Genomic DNA, 16,414 nt, shown 5'->3' with positions numbered 1-16,414 from the left:
TCGGACAACGTGATCGCCACAGCAGAAGGCCCGGGATGCGACATGACAACAGGGTAGTAACTAATCCTCAGGATTTCTGGCGCAGCACACTAGCGCCGGACAACGACGCCCCGGGCTCCGGGCTGTATGCCGCTGTCGACGGTGTCGGGCGGTAGGTCCCTTACGAGGGCCTGGAGCTCGAAGCCCCGGTCGGGTGCGCATCCGTCGCGTCGTTTCTGGCGGCCGTCGCGGATGCCCTGGAGCACGGGGCCGGTCCGCTGATGACTCGGTCGAGCCCGAACAGGCGGATCCCTGGGCTGGTGAACGCGGTGCTGCTGTGGGCGCGTGTGGACCATCCGTACGGAATACCGGACGGATGGGAGCCCGTTCACCCGCTCACCTGAGCCGGCGGCGTGCTCCGGCGCACCAGTCCCGGCATCACAGCTGACGGCAGCGAGGGGTTGGCCGCCGCTGCTTCCGCCACCCACCAGTCGTCGTCGGTGAGCAGGTCGAGGATCACGGGCGGCGGGAGGGCCGGGTGGCCCGCCGCTGTGTGTCTGGTCTTCTCGTCCGTCAGGCAGGGGAGCAGGGCCGGGCCCGGCGCGTTGGGGTGCCGGGCGATCTCGCGGAGCGCTTTCCGTGCTGGTGGGTCGTGGCGTGCCAGGTCCTCTAGCAGTGCCGGTGACGCGTCCGGATTGGCCGCCACCCTGGCGACGACGTGGACTCCGTGCCGGTCGATCATGGAGCGCAGCCGGGCTTCGGAGAGTCCCGGGTGCGGGGCGACGGACTTGGCCACCTTCGCGTCGGGGTCGGCGGCCAGGGCGTCGCGGATTCCGGCCGGCAGGTCGCGTCGTTCGGCCACGAGCATCCGTACCGCCGGCTCCGGGGACTCGGCCAGCCGCGCGATCTCCGCCGGGGAGGCGGCGGCGACGCGGGGCAGCAGGGTCGGGCCGATCCTGGTGACACCGGCCAGGCGGGCGAGAACGTCGAGCGGGACGCGCGGGTTGTGCGCCAGGCCGCGCCGTACGTCGTGGTCGCCGTCCTCGGCCAGTGCGAGGATCAGGGTCTCGCTGATCGCCGGGTTCTCGGCCAGGGTGGCGCGGACGCCGGGGGTGGGGTCGTTCGCGAGATGCCGGGCCGCGGGCGGCGGCAGGTCGGGCCGGGCGGCGAGTTCCCGGCGCAGCAGGTACGAGGGGTCGTCGGCGAAGCGTGCGGCGGCGTCGGCCGGTGTCGCCGGATTCCCCAGGGCCAGGTGCTGCGTCGTGTGCGTGGTGGACTGGTGGGTGCCGTCGCAGGCGGCGCCCGCGGGGAGGTGCGCCCCGATGTCGCTCAGGGCTCTGGTGCTCTGGCCACATAGGTTCGCCGGGTCGGGGGTCGTGACGGTTGGACTGCCGCTGAGCGACCACGCGGCGTGCGGACGTAATCCGAGTTATCGGGTGGCCCCTGTCAGCCCTTGAACTGCGTCGATCACGCTGTCCACCACCTCGGTCACCGGCTTGGATGCATCGATGATCGTCGCGCCACGGCTTTCGTAGATCGCTCGCATCAGAGGATTCCACTTCAGGACCGCTGCGAGCTCTTCGGGATGTTGACCGAATGTGTTCGTAGTGCGGGTCGCGAGCCGGTGGCGGAGGGTGTCCTCGTCGATCACCAGGCACACGATGAGGTCGAAAAGATCGCGGACGTCTGCCTCGTTCTCCGCCGACCCACACAAGAACGCGATGCGGAAACGGGACTCCTCGACGAGGGTCTCAACGCGTTCACGGACGATCGCCCACCCGTATCGGTTGAGCCAGCCCTCAGGAACCGGGTACGGAGGATCCACCACAACCTCGCCCTTGGATCGGTCGATCCAGCGGCTGAAGCCGTCCTCGTCGGCGTCGAGCGCAAGGTGGCCACGCGCTCGCAACACCCCGCAGACCGTGGACTTACCAGTCCCTGAATTGCCCGTCACCCACACCAAGGTCACGCCGCCAGCGTAGACATGGCCACCCCGGGATAGTGCTGTTACCGCGCAGGTTCGCGAGGTTGCGGTCAGGCTGCGGCTTTGAGAGGGCGTCCGCCCCAGCGGATGCCTTTCTCGCTTCGGATGCGGGTGCGTTCCTTGCGCTCGGCGGCCAGGACGTCGCGGTGACGGGCGTTGGCGTTGCGCCACCGCAGGTAGCGTGCAGGGCCCTGGTCTGCACGGTGTGGTTGGGATGGTCCGAGTTGGCGATGGTGAACTGCCTCAGCGGTCCGAAATGGGCTTCGATGGGGTCCGCCCACGAGGCGTAGGTCGGGGTGCACAACTCGACCTTGTTCTCCTTCGCCCAGCGGCGGATGTCGGCGCCCTTGTGGGCGGACAGGTTGTCCAGGATCACGTAGATCGGGGCGCCGTCCGGGCGGGCGGCACGGATCGACTTCAGCGCGGCCAGCGTGTTCCCGGCACCCTTCTTGCGCCGGTTGACGCCCCACAGGGTGTCGTCGCCGACCGAGTAGCAGCCGTGGAAGTAGCGCACCCCGTGCGTGCGGTGGTAGGTGGCCGGCAGCCGGTCGGGATGCTTCTGCTCGGCCCAGCCCGAGCCGTGGGCGGGGCGGATGCCGAGCGGTCGGAATTCATCGAAGGCGAAAACCCCGTCGGGGATGCGGTCCAGGACCTCCTCGATCCGGTCCAGTTTCGCCTCGAGGGCCGGGTCGGGGGATTCCTTCCAGGTCTTGGTGCGCTGGAAGGTGACACCGCGACGGGCCAGCAGGCTGCGTAAGGTTTCGCGGCCGATACGAATGATCCGGCCGTGGACTTTGCGCAGGTAGGCGACGAGCTTGCGCAGAGACCAGCGGGTGAAGGGCTGGCCCAGCTTGGTGGGGCGGGTGGTGGCCGTCGCCACGACGAAGTCCTCATCGTCAGGGTTGAGTCGGCGGGGACGGCCTTCCGTCCACTGAGGGTCCAGGCAGGCCAGGCCGATCTCGTTGCACCGGTGGATCACATCCCGCACAGTGTCATCGTCGGCCTGCACCCAGCTGGGCGATCACCGGCACCCGGTTCCCGCCGGCCGAGGCCAACAGCATCATCGCCCGCCGACAACGCACCGAGCTGGTACTGCCCCGACGCACGATCTGCTGCAGTTTCTGCCCCTCCTGGTCGGTCAGTCTGCGCACACGGACAGGCTCGGCCACCGCACCTCCAGCAGTCGTATCGGACGTCACCGCACATCCAACCGCCACGACCACCGACCCGGCGAACCTATGCGGTCACAGCACTGGATTTTCCGCCCGCGCCACCAAAGCGGACATAAGGGGGGAAAAGCTGTCGCAGAAGCGCGAGAATTGAAGGGGTCCACCAGAAGGTGTCCACCACACCGACCGGAGAGGAGGAAAGGGGATGGCCAGGACAGCGGAGAGCGCCCGCGAGGACAAGCAGCTCGAGACGCGGTCCCCGGACACCCACGCGCACGAGGGAGCCGGTCTGCACGTGCACACGCGCACACTGCATCCGCCGGTGCCCATCCCGTACCTCACCAGGGACGACGTGCGCAGCACCGCCCAATCGGCGACGTCACGGCTGCCCGGCCTGCCGTCGGGCAAGGACCTCGTGTTCTACGGCGGCCTCGGCGCCATGACCGCGGCGGGCGTCCTTGAGTGGCCGGTCGCCCTCGCCGTCGGCGGAGCGACCTGGCTGGTGCGCAGCCGAGGAAAAGGAACGGAGGCGCGGGAAAGGGAAGCACAGGGAGGGGACGTCCAGACACGGGCGGCGAGGGGCGACACCCGGGACCGTGAGTCGGCCAGGAAGACCACCTGACCCAGCCGGCGCGCGGCGGCGCGAGCGCGGGTTGGCGCTGCCGGGCGCCGTCCGACGCGTACCGTCGGCGTCGGCGCCCGGGGCCGTACCACCTCGCTCGTCGCCCTTGCTCGTCGCCGCTACCCGCATGTCACGCTTCGGGGCGGCGGCGTCAGAGTTCGCGACCGCCTCGGGGCAGCGACTCCACGCTCCACGGGCTCGGGGCCGGCTCCCCGTCGCACGGTTCGCGCCCCCTCAGGGCAGCGGCTCCCCACTCCGCGCGGCCCGCGCCCCCTCGGGGCCGACCCCGCGCAGGAGGCCCGCGCACCCGCCGTCACCTCGCGTACAACCCCTCGATCTGCTCCGCGAAGTCCCGGGCGACGGCCTCGCGGCGCAGCTTCATCGAGGGGGTCAGGTGGCCCTCCTCCTCCGTGAAGTCGCGGCCCAGGACGGCGAACTTGCGGATGGACTCGGGGCGGGAGACGAGCTTGTTGGCCTCGTCGACGGCCCGCTGGAGGAGTGCGTGCAACTCGGGGTCGTCGACGACGAGTTCGGGTGGTACGGCGTGCTTGCCGTTCATGCGGCGCCAGTGGTTGAGGCCCTCGGGGTCGAGGGTGATGAGGGCCGTGATGTAGGGGCGGCCGTCGCCGAGGACCATGCACTGGGAGATCAGGGGGTGGGCGCGGAGCCAGTTCTCCAGGGGGGCGGGGGCGACGCTCTTGCCGCCCGCCGTGATCAGCATCTCCTTCTTGCGGCCGGTGATCGTGAGGTAGCCCTCGTCGTCCAGGGACCCGAGGTCGCCGGTCGCGAGCCAGCCCTCGGAGGTCGCCTGGGACACTCCGCCGGCCTGCGGGTCCCAGTAGCCGCGCAGGACGGGGCCGCCCGCGAGCAGGATCTCGCCGTCGGCGGCTATCCGGACCCGGACGCCGGGCAGGGGCCAGCCCACCGTTCCCATACGGGGCTTGAGCGGGGGTGTGACGGTGGCGGCCCCCGTCGTCTCGGTGAGGCCGTAGCCCTCGTAGATCTCGATGCCCGCCCCGGCGAAGAACGCGGCGAGGCGGCGGCCCAGCGGGGAGCCGCCGCAGATGATGTAGCGGACCCTGCCGCCCATGGCGTTGCGGATACGGCGGTAGACGAGCGGGTCGTAGAAGGTGCGGGCCGCCTTCAGGGCGCGGCTGGGGCCGGCGCCGGTACCGGCCCGGTCCGCCTCCACGGCCTCGCCGTACCGCCGGGCGACGCTCACGGCCCGGTCGAACGTCGTCACCCGGCGTCCCATCTCCGCCTTCGCGCGGGCCACGTTGAAGACCTTCTCCAGCATGTACGGGATGGCCAGCAGACAGGTCGGCCGGAAGTTCGCCAGATCGGCCAGGAGGTCCTCGGACTTCAGGCTCGGCGCGTGCCCGAGCCGTACCCGCGCCCGTACGCAGGCGATGGCCACCATGCGGCCGAAGACGTGGGACAGGGGGAGGAAGAGGAGAACCGACGCCTCCTCCTTCGTCCGTGCCCGGAAGACCGGGTAGAGGAGCTCGATCGCGTTGTCGACCTCGGCGAAGAAGTTCCCGTGGGTCAGGGCACAGCCCCGGGGCCGGCCGGTCGTGCCCGAGGTGTAGATGACGGTGGCGAGCGTGTCGGGCCCCAGCACCCCGCGCCGTACGGCCACTTCCTGGTCCGGCACGTGCTCGCCGAGCTCGGCCAGCCGGTCCAGGTGTCCCTTCTCCATGACCCACATGTGCCGCAGGTCGGGGATGCGTTCGCGCTCCGGGCCGAGGGCGGAGGCCTGCGCCGCGGTCTCCGTGACGAGCGCCACCGCGCCGGTGTCCTGGAGGATCCAGCGGGCCTGGAAGACGGAGGAGGTCGGGTAGACGGGAACCGTGACCAGACCGGCCGCCCACGCGGCGAAGTCCAGCAGCGTCCACTCGTACGTCGTACGCGCCATGATGGCGATCCGGTCGCCCGGCGTCAGCCCCTCGGAGATCAGCCCCTTCGCCAGCGCCAGCACCTGCTCCGCGAACTCGGCGGCCGTCACATGGGTCCAGCGGCCCGCCTCGTCCCGGCGGCTGAGGACGATGTCCTCGGGCGCGGTCTCGGCGTTGTCGAAGGGCAGATCGGCGAGCGACCCGTACGTGACCGGCGCGACCAGGGGCGGCACGGACACCTCCCGCGCCACCCCGTCCAGCCGCCTGACCTCGGGTTCCGTCAGTAACGGTGTGCCGTCGGAGGAGCGTGAGGAGACCGGCAGGGCGGAGGACGGTTGCATGAGGGACACGAGCGACTCCTGGGGCGTGCGGCGAGGCGATGCTCTGCCGCATGACGTAGTACGTGCCTCACGTACCGGGGCGTTCAGCCACGGCCCCCCACAGTCGGGGCAGAGGATCATCACCGGTCAGGAACCGGATCGTACGGCGCGCGCGTGATGGGTCTGTGCCGGTTCGGAGGTGCTCCGGCGCCGGAGATGTGCGGGAACCGGGGCTTACCCGGTTACTCCGCCCCGACCAGCCGTTATCGTGAGCCCTTTTCATCTTCGCTCGCCCGTCCCGCGTCCCGTGCCCCCTGTCCACTCGCGACTTACCAGCGGTAACCTGACTCCGGAGTAAGAACGCCCGAGAGCTGTGACCCGAACTGGGAGCCGACCATGGCCGACCGCTATCTGAGCCTCACCGCCACCGCGCCCGGCCGCTTCCTCACCCGCCGTCTCGGGCTGCCCCAGCCCGCGGCGCTGAAACGCTGGTCACCCGGGCACCCGACGCTCGACGGCCCCCTGCTCCACCTCACCGCGGGCCGCTCCGGCCTCGACCTCGCTCCCGTGCTCGCCCGTACGGGACTCACCACCACCGGCACCGAGAGGCCCGCCGCCGTCGTCCTCGACGCCACGGGCGTCACCGACTTCGTCACCCTCGCCGAGGTGCACGCCGCCCTGCACCCGGTCGTCCGCTCGGTCGCCACCGGCGGGCGGATCGTCGTGCTCGGCCGGCCCCTGGACGCCCACGACCACCAGCGGGCCGCCGTGCAGCAGGGGCTGGAGGGCTTCGTGCGGTCCCTCGGCAAGGAGATCGGGCGCGGGCGCACGGTCAGCCTCGTACGCCTGGCCGGGGACGCGACCGCCGCCGAGTCCACCCTCCGCTTCCTGCTCTCCCCCAAGTCCGCGTACGTCAGCGGCCAGGTGATCGAGGTCGGCGACACCGAGGTGACGGCGCCCGAGGACTGGTCGCACCCACTCGCCGGGCGCACCGCGCTGGTCACCGGGGCGGCCCGCGGGATCGGCGCGGCGGTCGCCGAGACACTGGCGCGGGACGGGGCGCGGGTGATCTGCCTCGACGTACCGCGGGCGGAGTCCGAACTCACCGCCACCGCCGGCCGCTTGAAGGGCACCCCGCTCCCCCTCGACATCACCGCGCCCGACGCGGGCGAGCGCATCGCCGCCGAACTCCCCGACGGGCTGGACGTCCTCGTCCACAACGCGGGCATCACCCGCGACCGCAAGCTCGCCAACATGCCCGCCGACCAGTGGAGTTCGGTGCTGGAAGTGAATCTGGCGAGCGTGGTGCGCACGACCGACGCGCTGCTCGCGGCCAAAGCCGTGAACCCCGGCGGCCGGATCGTCGCCACGGCCTCCATCTCCGGCATCGCGGGGAACGTCGGCCAGACCAACTACGCGACGAGCAAGGCGGGCGTCATCGGTCTCGTCCGCGCCCTCGCCCCACGCGCTCTCGCCGACCACGGGGTCACCGTCAACGCGGTCGCCCCCGGCTTCATCGAGACCCGGATGACGGCCGCCGTCCCCCTCCTCGTCCGTGAGGCGGGCCGCCGTATGAACTCCCTCGCCCAGGGCGGCCTGCCCGTCGACGTGGCCGAGACGACGGCCTGGCTCGCGCACCCGGCGTCGGGCGCGGTCAACGGCCAGGTCGTACGGGTCTGCGGCCAGAGCCTGCTGGGGGCGTGACCCATGACGTCCGCCCCCGACGCGACCGTCGTCCTCAGCGAGCCCCCCTCCCTGGCTCCCCTCCTGGCCCGCGGCGCACTGCGCTCCCCCTTCAAGCGCCCTCGCCCGGACGCCGCCTTCCCCCGCACCCGCCTGCTCCTGCCCCGGACAGGCGTGGACCTCGCGCGCCTCACCGCGTACGAGAGGGTGTGCGGCTTCCCGACCGGGGACGACACGCTGCCGATCACGTTTCCGCACGTCCTCGGCTTCCCGGCGGCCATGCTCCTGATGAGCGACCGCCACTTCCCGCTGCCGCTCCTCGGACTCGTCCACACCTCGATCGAGATCACCCAGCACCGCCCACTGGCGGCCGGCGGCGACTACGAACTCCTGGTGCACGTCGAGAAGCTGGCACCGCACCGCCGGGGCACCGAGGCGACGGTCGTGACCAGGGCGCGGACCGGCGACACGGTCGTATGGGAGTCACGCAGCACCTACCTGGCCCGGCATCCGGCCGGCGACCGAACGGCCGCGCGCGCCGCCCAGGATGCCCACGAGGCTCCCGCACCGCTCCCCGCACTCGCCGAATGGCACCTGGCCGGGGACGTCGGACGGCGGTACGGGGCGGCGTCCGGCGACCGCAACCCCATCCACCTGCATCCCCTCACCGCCCGCCTCTTCGGCTTCCCCCGCGCCATCGCGCACGGCATGTGGACGGTGGCGCGCTGTCTGGCCGAGCACGGCACACCCGGGACTGCCTTCGTGCGCGCGGAGTTCCGGGCGCCGGTGCTGCTGCCCGGGACGGTGACGTACGCGGCGGAAGGCGGCCGCTTCGAGCTACGGGGTCACGACGGCCGGGTCCACGTCAGCGGAGAGGTCAGCACGGAGGTCAGCGAAGAGGTGCGTCCGCCGCTCACGTGAGAGCACGCGCCGCCACGGCGTCCGTGCCGGCCGGCGGCGACCAGGGGCGCCCGTCCATGAGGTCGCCGAGGCCCGCCCACGCGAAGTTCATGAGGGTCGCGGCCGCCTGTCTCGCCGTGACCCCGGGCGTGGCGTTGGCCCAGGCGGCCAGCGCCTCGGCGGCCCCCACGAGCGCCTCGGCGAGCCCGGCGACCTCGCCCTCGGCCAGTGACGGGTTCCGGTGGGCCTCCCGCGCGGCCACCACGATGAGCTCGGTGACGAACTCGACCAGTTCCCTGCGCATCGCGGCCACCTCCGCCGCGAAGGGTTCGCCGTGCGTACGGGCCTGGAGGTGCAGCACGGCCCAGCCGTCCGGGTTCTCGGCGGTGTGCGTGAAGAACGCCTGGAGCCCTTCCCAGAGTTGACGGTCGGCGGGCCGCCCGGCCACGACCCCCGCGCGCACGGCCTCGGTGAGTGCCTTCGCCTCGCGCCGGATGCAGGCGGTGAAGAGGTCTTCCTTCGAGTTCAGGTACAGGTACACCAACGGCTTGGACACGCCCGCCAGTTCGGCTATCTCGTCCATCGAGGCGGCCCGGTACCCCCGCTGCCCGAACGTCCGTACCGCCGCGTCCAGCATCTGCCGCTCCCGCACCGCCCGCGGCATCCGTTTGCTCTTCACAGCACCCATACGGAAAGGGTAGGCGGGTTCGGGATCACCTTTCGGCGTGGAGTCCGGCCAAAACCGGGCGGCCGGGTCAGGACGCCTGGCCCTGCGCCCGGGCGGTGTCGTCGGCCTCGTCCTCCTGGCTGCGGTTGGCGTCCAGGTTGGCCTTCACGCGGTCGACCTTCCGCACGATCTGCACGGAGGCGCGGTCCCGTTCCTTGCGAAGGGCCACGAAGCTGATCGGGGCGGAGATGATCAGGGCGAGCAGAACGACCCACATGCCGTTGGACGCGCCCAGCCCGCGTGGGGCGAGGCCCGAGTAGACGAGGCCCCAGACGACCACGAGGCAGCCCACGAAGATGCCGAGGCGCATCAGTGTGTAGCGGAGCATCTCAATCCACTCTTCCGTTCCGAACCGTTCCCAAAGGGCACCGTCCAGTGAAGCACGGCGGGCTCCCGATCGTGCAGGGGGGCCTCAGTCGAGGGTCAGCAGCATGAAGACGTCGTCCCGGTCGTCGCCCGGCGCGACGCGAATGGCGCCGGGGACCCGGCCCACCTCCTTGTACCCGCAGGAGGCGTAGAAGCGCTCAAGGCCGAGGCCGCCGCGGCAGGTGAGCCGTATCGCCTCGATGCCGTCGAAGCCCCGCGCGGCCTCCTCCGCCGCCGCCAGCAGGTCCTGTCCGTAGCCCTTCCCCTGGTGCCGGGGGTGCACCATGACGGTGTACAGCCACGCCCAGTGGGTCATCAGCCGATGGGTGTTGAAGTGGAAGAAGGCGGTCGCCGCCACGTCGCCGTCCCGGTCGTGCCCGACGAGCAGCCTCGCCCGTCCCTCGGCCATCGCCGCGAGGTGCTTCAGCAGCTCGGGCCGGATCGCCTCCGGCGACACCGGGGGGACGAAGCCGACGGCTCCGCCGGCGTTGGAGACGTCGGCCCACAGCGTGAGGACGCCGTCCCGGAGGCCGGGGGTGACGGCGGGGTCCAGTTGGAAGGTGAGGGACATGCTGAGGACCGTATCTCGTCTGCCCAACGGGGTGAGTGGTCGGCTGCGGCACCATCGTGGCTGGTCGCGCCCACGCGGCGGAGCCGCATGTTCACCACAGCCCCGCGCCCCTTGGAAGCACGGGCGCACCCCGGCCCACGACGCGCCCAAGGCAACGCCCGCCCTCATCCGCCCGCAGCAGCGTACGCACGGCAGGGGGTGTGCCGGGAGGTGTCCGCCCGCAGCGGCCGGTGTCCGCCGCCGAGCACCTCATACATCCACAGCACCGCCGGACCGAGGACGGAGACCTCGCGGCGCGCCCCCGATCCACGACGAAACCGCAGGCGCCCCACCGCGACGGCGGGCCAGGCGCCCGCGCACCTCAGACCCGCATCGGCTGCGGCGACTCCCGGCGCTCCGGGTCCGGCCCCTCGTACTCGCGGATGATCTCGTACCGCGTGTTGCGCTCCACCGGGCGGAAGCCCGCGTCGCGGATCAGGTCCAGCAGGTCCTCGCGGGTCAGCTTGTTCGGCGTGCCGAAGTTGTCCGCGTCGTGAGTGATCTTGTACTCGACGACCGAGCCGTCCATGTCGTCGGCGCCGTGCTGCAGCGCCAGCTGCGCCGTCTGCACCCCGTGCATGACCCAGAACACCTTCACGTGCGGGACGTTGTCGAACAGCAGCCTCGACACCGCGAAGGTCTTCAGGGCCTCCGCGCCCGTCGCCATCTGCGTCCGCGCCTGCAGCCGGTTGCGGACCTTGCCGTCCTTCATGTCCACGAAGTCGTGCTGGTACCGCAGCGGGATGAAGACCTGGAAGCCACCCGTCTCGTCCTGCAGCTCACGCAGCCGCAGCACGTGGTCCACCCGGTGGCGCGGCTCCTCGATGTGGCCGTACAGCATCGTGCACGGGGTCTTCAGACCCTTCTCGTGCGCGAGCCGGTGGATCCGCGACCAGTCCTCCCAGTGGGTGCGGTGGTCCACGATGTGCTGCCGGACCTCCCAGTCGAAGATCTCCGCGCCACCGCCGGTCAGCGACTCCAGGCCGGCGTCGATCAGCTCGTCGAGGATCTCGGACGCCGACAGGCCCGAGATCGTCTCGAAGTGGTGGATCTCCGTGGCCGTGAACGCCTTCAGCGACACGTTCGGCAGCGCGGCCTTCAGCTCCCGCAGCGAGCGCGGGTAGTACCGCCACGGCAGGTTCGGGTGCAGCCCGTTCACGATGTGCAGCTCGGTGAGGTTGTCGCTCTCCATCGCCTTGGCGAGCCCCACGGCCTCCTCGATGCGCATCGTGTACGCGTCCTTCTCGCCCGGCTTCCGCTGGAACGAGCAGTACGCGCAGGAGGCCGTGCACACGTTCGTCATGTTGAGGTGGCGGTTGACGTTGAAGTGGACGACGTCGCCGTTCTTCCGCGTCCGCACCTCGTGCGCGAGCCCGCCCAGCCACGCCAGGTCGTCCGACTCGTACAGCGCGATGCCGTCCTCGCGGGTCAGCCGCTCACCGGAGCGGACCTTCTCCTCCAGCTCGCGCTTGAGCCCGACGTCCATGCCTCCGCCTCTCCTCACCGACAACTCATGCAACGGTACAGCCCGGACCTCGGGGCACTCGCGCCCCGTCAGGGGCGCGGGGCTGTCACATTGTGCGGCTCCGCCGCCTGGGCGCGACCAACCACAACAGACCGGCAGCCGCGCAGCAAACCGGCAGCCGCAGGACGAGGCGCATCCGCCCGACCCACGGCAGCGTCACCCCTCTTCCGGCAGCTCCCCCACCCGGTTCTCCCACTTCGTGGAGAGCACGATGGTCGTGCGGGTCCGGGAGACGCCCTTGGTTCCCGACAGCCGCCGGATGGTCTTCTCCAGCCCGTCGACATCGGTGACCCGCACCTTGAGCATGAACGAGTCGTCGCCCGCGATGAACCAGCAGTCCTCGATCTCGTTGAGGTCCCGCAGCCGGTCCGCCACGTCCTCGTGGTCGGCGGCGTCGGACAGCGAGATGCCGATGAGGGCGGTCACGCCGAGGCCGAGCGAGGCCGCGTCGACCGTGGCGCGGTAGCCGGTGATGACCCCGGCCGCCTCCAGCCGGTTGATGCGGTCGGTGACGCTGGGGCCGGAGAGGCCCACGAGGCGGCCCAGTTCCGCGTAGGAGGCACGGCCGTTCTCCCTGAGGGCCTGGATGAGCTGCCTGTCCACCGCGTCCATGCGATCGGTTGCCTTCCGCTGAAAGAGTTCTCGAAGTAGTGGTGAGTGGTAGCGCTCCCGCTACCAGGTGCTCGGGAAGAGTGAATCCGGCCGGGTTCGGTGCCGTTCATTTCGGGTCCGTACACGTCCGGGTCCGTACACGTCCGGTTCCGTTCACGTCCGGTTCCGTTCAAGTCGTCCGCGCCCCGCCGCCCAGCTCCCCCCGCCACCGCCGGTACAGCCCGTGCTCGACGCCCGCCGCGTCCAGCACCCGCCCGGCGACGAAGTCCACCAGGTCCTGGATGTGCGTGGCCCCCGCGTAGAAGGCCGGCGAGGCCGGCAGCACCGTGGCGCCCGCGTCGTCCAGGGTCACCAGGTGCCGCAGCGTCTGTCCGTTCAGCGGGGTCTCTCGCACGGAGACGACCAGCGTGCGCCCCTCCTTGAGGGTCACGCTCGCGGCACGCTGCAACAGGTCCTTGCTCAGCCCCAGGGCGACCCCGGCCACACAGGCGGTGGAGGCGGGCACGATCAGCATCCCCTTGACCGGGTACGACCCGGACGAGGGCCCCGCCGCCAGGTCACCGGCGGCCCAGTGCCGTACGTCGTCGACGCGTACGCCCCCGAAGGCGTCCGGCTTTCCGTCGGCCCCCCGCGCCAGCCATTCCCGCAGGTCGTCCCGCCAGTGCGCGTCGCGGAACGCGATCCCCGTCTCGTCGAGCAGGGTGAGCCGGGCGGCCCGGCTGACGACCAGGTCGACGCTCTCCCCCGCATCCAGCAGCCCACGCAGCACAGCGGCGGCATAGGGGGTGCCGGACGCACCGGAGACCCCTACGATCCAAGGCCTACGCGCCATCTCTCCTGGCTTGAGTGGGTTCACGACGCCGAGCCTATCCGGGATCGTTCGCCGGGAGGGAACCGGACGAGGGGCCTCGTCCGTTCCCGGAACGGACGGGAAAGGTGGGGGTTGCCATGACTGGTACGGAGCTCGGGTGGTCGCGTGGCGACCGCGCGAAGGCCGCCGCCAAGCTGATGGTGGGCTGGGTGGCGCTGTTGTGGCTGCTCGAAGTGGTCGACGTGGTCAGCGGTCACGCGCTGGACGGCTTCGGCATCATGCCGCGCAGACCGTCCGAGCTGGTCGACGTCGTCCCCGCCGCCTTCCTCCACTTCGGCTTCGCCCATGTCGCCGCGAACACCGTGCCGCTGCTGGTCTTCGGTTTCCTCGCGGCCCTCGGCGGCCTGCGCCGCTTCGCCGCCGTGTGCGCGCTGATCATCGTGGCCGACGGCCTGGGCGTCTGGCTCCTGTCCCCGGCGAACAGCAACACCGCGGGCGCCTCCGGCCTGATCTTCGGCCTGTTCGGCTTCCTGCTGGTGAGCGGCTTCGTCGAGCGCCGGCCGCTCGGCATCGTCGCGGGGTTGTTGGTCGGCGCGGTCTGGGGCGGTTCCATCCTCATGGGCCTCGCCCCCACCCAGAGCGGCGTCAGCTGGCAGGGCCACCTGATAGGCCTGCTGTCGGGCGTGACGGCGGCGTTCCTGTTCCGCCGCCGCGCACCCCGTCCGGCCCTGGCGCCGTAGAGCTCCGCCCGGGACCCCTCGTCTCAACGACTCGGTCGCCGGGAGACATCCGCCCGTACGGACCGCCTACAGCGTCAGACCCCGCACCAGCAGATCCAGCAGCGCGCACACGAACAACGCGATCCCGATGAACCCGTTGACGCTGAAGAACGCCCTGTTCAGCCGGGACAGGTCGTGCGGCCGCACGATGGTGTGCTCGTACGCGAACGCCGCCGCCACGATCAGCAGGCCCAGCCACAGGAACGCGCCCGCGTCGGTCACCAGCGCGTACCAGACGAAGAGCGCCATGGTGACGAGGTGGCACGCCCGCGCGCCCCAGATCGCCGCCGGTACCCCGAACCGCGCCGGGACCGATCCGACACCGGTCTCGCGGTCGCTGTCGACGTCCTGGCAGGCGTAGATCAGGTCGAAGCCGCCGATCCAGATGCCGACCGCGAGCCCGAGGACCACCGCGGTCCAGGACCACTCGCCCGTGATCGCGAGCCAGCCGCCGACCGGGCCCATGGCCTGGGCGAGGCCGAGGATGGCCTGCGGGAAGTTCGTGAACCGCTTGCCGTACGGGTAGACCACCATCGGGATCACCGCGATGGGCGCCAGCGCCAGGCACAGCGGGTTGAGCAGGGCCGCCGCGCCGAGGAAGAACACCAGGGCGATGAACGCGCCCGTCCACGCGTGCCGCACCGTCATCGCGCCGGTGACCAGCTCGCGCTGGGCCGTACGGGGATTGCGGGCGTCGATCTCGCGGTCGATGATCCGGTTGGCGGCCATCGCGAAGGTGCGCAGCCCGACCATCGCGACCGTCACGAGCAGCAGCCGGCCCCAGTGGATGTTCTTGTCCAGCTGGAACATGGCCGTGAGGGACGCGATGTACGCGAACGGCAGCGCGAAGACGGAGTGCTCGATCATCACCAGGCGCAGGAACGCCTTGGTGCGCCCCGGCTGGGGGAGCGCGGCGGAGGCGGAGGTCACAGCCCGTACTCCTTCCAGCGGCGGTCCACGAGCGCCGCCGTCTCCGGGTCCGACACCACCATCTCCGGCCAGCCACCGTCCCGCGTGTAGCCCTCCTCGGGCCACTTCCGCGTCGCGTCGATGCCCGCCTTGCCGCCCCAGAACTGCTGGTAGGAGGCGTGGTCGAGATGGTCGACCGGGCCTTCGACGACGGTCAGGTCGCGGGCGTAGTCGGTGTTGCCGAGCGCCCGCCAGGCGACCTCGTGCAGGTCGTGGACGTCGCAGTCGGCGTCGACGACCACGATCAGCTTGGTCAGCGACATCATGTGGGCGCCCCAGATGGCGTGCATGACCTTCTGGGCGTGCTTGGGGTACTTCTTGTCGATCGAGACGATCGCGCAGTTGTGGAAACCGCCGGCCTCGGGGAGGTGGTAGTCCACGATGTCCGGAACGATGATCTTCAGTAGCGGAAGGAAGAAGCGCTCGGTCGCCCGGCCCAGTGGTCCGTCCTCCGTCGGGGGCCGTCCGACCACGATGGACTGCAGCAGCGGCCGCTTCCGCATCGTCACGCAGTCGATCGTCAGGGCCGGGAAGGGCTCCTGCGGCGTGTAGAAGCCGGTGTGGTCGCCGAAGGGGCCCTCCGGCAGCATCTCGCCCGGCTCCAGCCACCCCTCGAGGACGACCTCGGCGTTGGCGGGCACCTGCAGCGGCACCGTCTTGCAGTCCACCATCTCGATCCGCTTGCCCGCGATGAACCCGGCGAAGAGGTACTCGTCGATGTCACCGGGGAGCGGGGCCGTGGAGGCGTACGTGACGGCGGGCGGGCATCCGAAGGCGATGGCGATCGGCAGCCGCTCGCCCCTGCGCGCGGCCACCTGGTAGTGGTTGCGGCTGTCCTTGTGGATCTGCCAGTGCATGCCGATGGTGCGCCTGTCGTGGCGCTGGAGGCGGTACAGGCCGAGGTTGCGGACGCCGGTCTCGGGGTGCTTGGTGTGCGTGAGGCCGAGGTTGAAGAAGGAGCCGCCGTCCTGGGGCCAGGTGAACAGGGCGGGCAGGGCGTCCAGATCCACGTCGTCGCCCCGCAGTACGACCTCCTGGACGGGGGCGCTGTCGGACTTGACCTTCTTCGGCGGTACGTGGGTCATCGCGCCGAGCTTCCCGAAGGCCTCGCGCACACCGACGAACCCGTGCGGCAGCTCGGGCTTGAGCAGGCCGCCGATCTTCTCGCTGATCTCCTCGTACGACTTCAGGCCCAGCGACTTCAGCAGACGCCGGTCGGTGCCGAAGACGTTCATGGCGAGCGGCATGGTCGAGCCGCGCACGTTCTCGAAGAGCAGCGCGGGGCCGCCCGCCTTGTTGACCCGGTCGGTGATCTCGCCGACCTCCAGGTGGGGGTCGACCTCCACCTTGACGCGCTTGAGGTCGCCTTCCCGATCGAGGGCCCGGAGGAACGAGCGAAGATCGTCGTAAGCCATGCGTCAAGTATCGCTGAGGGTCACTCGGAAACTGCGTCGGCCCCACTT

Annotated in this window: 14 protein-coding genes and 2 pseudogenes; 4 read left to right on the top strand and 12 right to left on the bottom strand. The window is 71.0% G+C overall.

What is annotated here, in order from left to right; translation table 11 throughout:
- Positions 1–367 precede the first annotated feature (367 nt).
- The 3 genes and pseudogenes from ACZ49J_RS44550 to ACZ49J_RS44540 all read right to left on the bottom strand — a co-directional run.
- Positions 368–1,291: pseudogene (locus ACZ49J_RS44550) on the bottom strand (hypothetical protein); the annotation flags it as partial.
- Positions 1,292–1,408: 117 nt separating this feature from the next.
- Positions 1,409–1,948 (bottom strand): DEAD/DEAH box helicase family protein, encoded by a 540-nt coding sequence (locus tag ACZ49J_RS44545; protein WP_467457063.1) that lies wholly within the window; start codon positions 1,946–1,948, stop codon positions 1,409–1,411.
- 65 nt (positions 1,949–2,013) lie between these two features.
- Positions 2,014–3,132, bottom strand: a pseudogene (locus ACZ49J_RS44540) (IS630 family transposase).
- Positions 3,133–3,337: 205 nt separating this feature from the next.
- Here ACZ49J_RS44540 and ACZ49J_RS44535 point away from each other — a divergent pair.
- Positions 3,338–3,754: a hypothetical protein gene (locus ACZ49J_RS44535; protein ID WP_467457062.1), complete on the top strand. Its 417-nt coding sequence runs from the start codon at positions 3,338–3,340 to the stop codon at positions 3,752–3,754.
- Positions 3,755–4,067: 313 nt separating this feature from the next.
- On the opposite strand, the gene ACZ49J_RS44530 is transcribed toward ACZ49J_RS44535, so the two are convergent.
- Positions 4,068–5,990, bottom strand: coding sequence for an AMP-dependent synthetase/ligase (locus ACZ49J_RS44530; RefSeq protein ID WP_467457071.1), 1,923 nt, complete (start codon positions 5,988–5,990; stop codon positions 4,068–4,070).
- A gap of 375 nt (positions 5,991–6,365) precedes the next feature.
- On the opposite strand from ACZ49J_RS44530, the gene ACZ49J_RS44525 reads away from it, so the two are divergent.
- Together ACZ49J_RS44525 and ACZ49J_RS44520 are read left to right on the top strand one after the other, a co-directional pair.
- Positions 6,366–7,673 carry a 3-oxoacyl-ACP reductase gene (locus ACZ49J_RS44525; RefSeq protein ID WP_467457061.1) on the top strand — a complete coding sequence of 436 codons (1,308 nt, stop codon included), beginning with the start codon at positions 6,366–6,368 and terminating at the stop codon, positions 7,671–7,673.
- 3 nt (positions 7,674–7,676) lie between these two features.
- Positions 7,677–8,573 (top strand): MaoC/PaaZ C-terminal domain-containing protein, encoded by an 897-nt coding sequence (locus tag ACZ49J_RS44520; RefSeq protein ID WP_467457060.1) that lies wholly within the window; start codon positions 7,677–7,679, stop codon positions 8,571–8,573.
- Here ACZ49J_RS44520 and ACZ49J_RS44515 read toward each other — a convergent pair.
- From ACZ49J_RS44515 to ACZ49J_RS44490, 6 genes are all read right to left on the bottom strand, one after another.
- On the bottom strand, positions 8,566–9,240 hold the full coding sequence (locus ACZ49J_RS44515) for a TetR/AcrR family transcriptional regulator (protein ID WP_467457058.1): 675 nt from the start codon (positions 9,238–9,240) through the stop codon (positions 8,566–8,568). The two genes, ACZ49J_RS44520 and ACZ49J_RS44515, sit on opposite strands and share 8 nt — an antisense overlap.
- 67 nt (positions 9,241–9,307) lie before the next feature.
- Positions 9,308–9,607: a DUF4229 domain-containing protein gene (locus ACZ49J_RS44510; protein WP_467457057.1), complete on the bottom strand. Its 300-nt coding sequence runs from the start codon at positions 9,605–9,607 to the stop codon at positions 9,308–9,310.
- A gap of 84 nt (positions 9,608–9,691) precedes the next feature.
- A complete protein-coding gene (locus ACZ49J_RS44505; protein WP_467457056.1) occupies positions 9,692–10,216 on the bottom strand; it encodes a GNAT family N-acetyltransferase in 525 nt (174 codons plus the stop codon).
- A gap of 361 nt (positions 10,217–10,577) precedes the next feature.
- The gene (gene mqnE / locus ACZ49J_RS44500; RefSeq protein ID WP_467457055.1) at positions 10,578–11,741 is read right to left on the bottom strand and encodes an aminofutalosine synthase MqnE; all 1,164 of its coding nucleotides are present in this window, start codon (positions 11,739–11,741) and stop codon (positions 10,578–10,580) included.
- A gap of 195 nt (positions 11,742–11,936) precedes the next feature.
- A complete protein-coding gene (locus ACZ49J_RS44495) occupies positions 11,937–12,392 on the bottom strand; it encodes an Lrp/AsnC family transcriptional regulator (RefSeq protein ID WP_467457054.1) in 456 nt (151 codons plus the stop codon).
- 169 nt (positions 12,393–12,561) lie between these two features.
- The gene (locus ACZ49J_RS44490) at positions 12,562–13,224 is read right to left on the bottom strand and encodes a UbiX family flavin prenyltransferase (RefSeq protein ID WP_467457053.1); all 663 of its coding nucleotides are present in this window, start codon (positions 13,222–13,224) and stop codon (positions 12,562–12,564) included.
- Positions 13,225–13,340: 116 nt separating this feature from the next.
- Between ACZ49J_RS44490 and ACZ49J_RS44485 the strand changes: the two genes are divergently transcribed.
- Positions 13,341–13,943: a rhomboid family intramembrane serine protease gene (locus ACZ49J_RS44485; RefSeq protein ID WP_467457051.1), complete on the top strand. Its 603-nt coding sequence runs from the start codon at positions 13,341–13,343 to the stop codon at positions 13,941–13,943.
- 66 nt (positions 13,944–14,009) lie between these two features.
- On the opposite strand, the gene mqnP is transcribed toward ACZ49J_RS44485, so the two are convergent.
- Both mqnP and ACZ49J_RS44475 read right to left on the bottom strand, forming a co-directional pair.
- Positions 14,010–14,912, bottom strand: a complete 903-nt coding sequence (mqnP, locus tag ACZ49J_RS44480) for a menaquinone biosynthesis prenyltransferase MqnP (protein ID WP_467457049.1) — start codon at positions 14,910–14,912, stop codon at positions 14,010–14,012.
- A complete protein-coding gene (locus tag ACZ49J_RS44475; RefSeq protein WP_467457047.1) occupies positions 14,909–16,366 on the bottom strand; it encodes a menaquinone biosynthesis decarboxylase in 1,458 nt (485 codons plus the stop codon). Before ACZ49J_RS44475 ends, mqnP begins: the two co-directional genes overlap by 4 nt.
- Between the last annotated feature and the right edge of the window lie 48 nt (positions 16,367–16,414).

Source organism: Streptomyces sp. NPDC030840 (assembly GCF_055572015.1).
The sequence above is the reverse complement of the archived record's forward strand: the minus strand, read 5'-3'. Positions and strand labels throughout refer to the sequence as shown.

Excerpts from the sequence above, each read along its gene's own strand:
- ACZ49J_RS44475 (WP_467457047.1), bottom strand. The coding sequence starts at position 16,366 with ATGGCTTACGACGATCTTCGCTCGTTCCTCCGGGCCCTCGATCGGGAA.
- ACZ49J_RS44515 (WP_467457058.1), bottom strand. The coding sequence starts at position 9,240 with ATGGGTGCTGTGAAGAGCAAACGGATGCCGCGGGCGGTGCGGGAGCGG.
- ACZ49J_RS44530 (WP_467457071.1), bottom strand. The coding sequence starts at position 5,990 with ATGCAACCGTCCTCCGCCCTGCCGGTCTCCTCACGCTCCTCCGACGGC.
- ACZ49J_RS44505 (WP_467457056.1), bottom strand. The coding sequence starts at position 10,216 with ATGTCCCTCACCTTCCAACTGGACCCCGCCGTCACCCCCGGCCTCCGG.
- ACZ49J_RS44535 (WP_467457062.1), top strand. The coding sequence starts at position 3,338 with ATGGCCAGGACAGCGGAGAGCGCCCGCGAGGACAAGCAGCTCGAGACG.
- ACZ49J_RS44490 (WP_467457053.1), bottom strand. The coding sequence starts at position 13,224 with ATGGCGCGTAGGCCTTGGATCGTAGGGGTCTCCGGTGCGTCCGGCACC.
- mqnE (WP_467457055.1), bottom strand. The coding sequence starts at position 11,741 with ATGGACGTCGGGCTCAAGCGCGAGCTGGAGGAGAAGGTCCGCTCCGGT.
- ACZ49J_RS44510 (WP_467457057.1), bottom strand. The coding sequence starts at position 9,607 with ATGCTCCGCTACACACTGATGCGCCTCGGCATCTTCGTGGGCTGCCTC.
- ACZ49J_RS44525 (WP_467457061.1), top strand. The coding sequence starts at position 6,366 with ATGGCCGACCGCTATCTGAGCCTCACCGCCACCGCGCCCGGCCGCTTC.
- ACZ49J_RS44485 (WP_467457051.1), top strand. The coding sequence starts at position 13,341 with ATGACTGGTACGGAGCTCGGGTGGTCGCGTGGCGACCGCGCGAAGGCC.
- ACZ49J_RS44495 (WP_467457054.1), bottom strand. The coding sequence starts at position 12,392 with ATGGACGCGGTGGACAGGCAGCTCATCCAGGCCCTCAGGGAGAACGGC.
- ACZ49J_RS44520 (WP_467457060.1), top strand. The coding sequence starts at position 7,677 with ATGACGTCCGCCCCCGACGCGACCGTCGTCCTCAGCGAGCCCCCCTCC.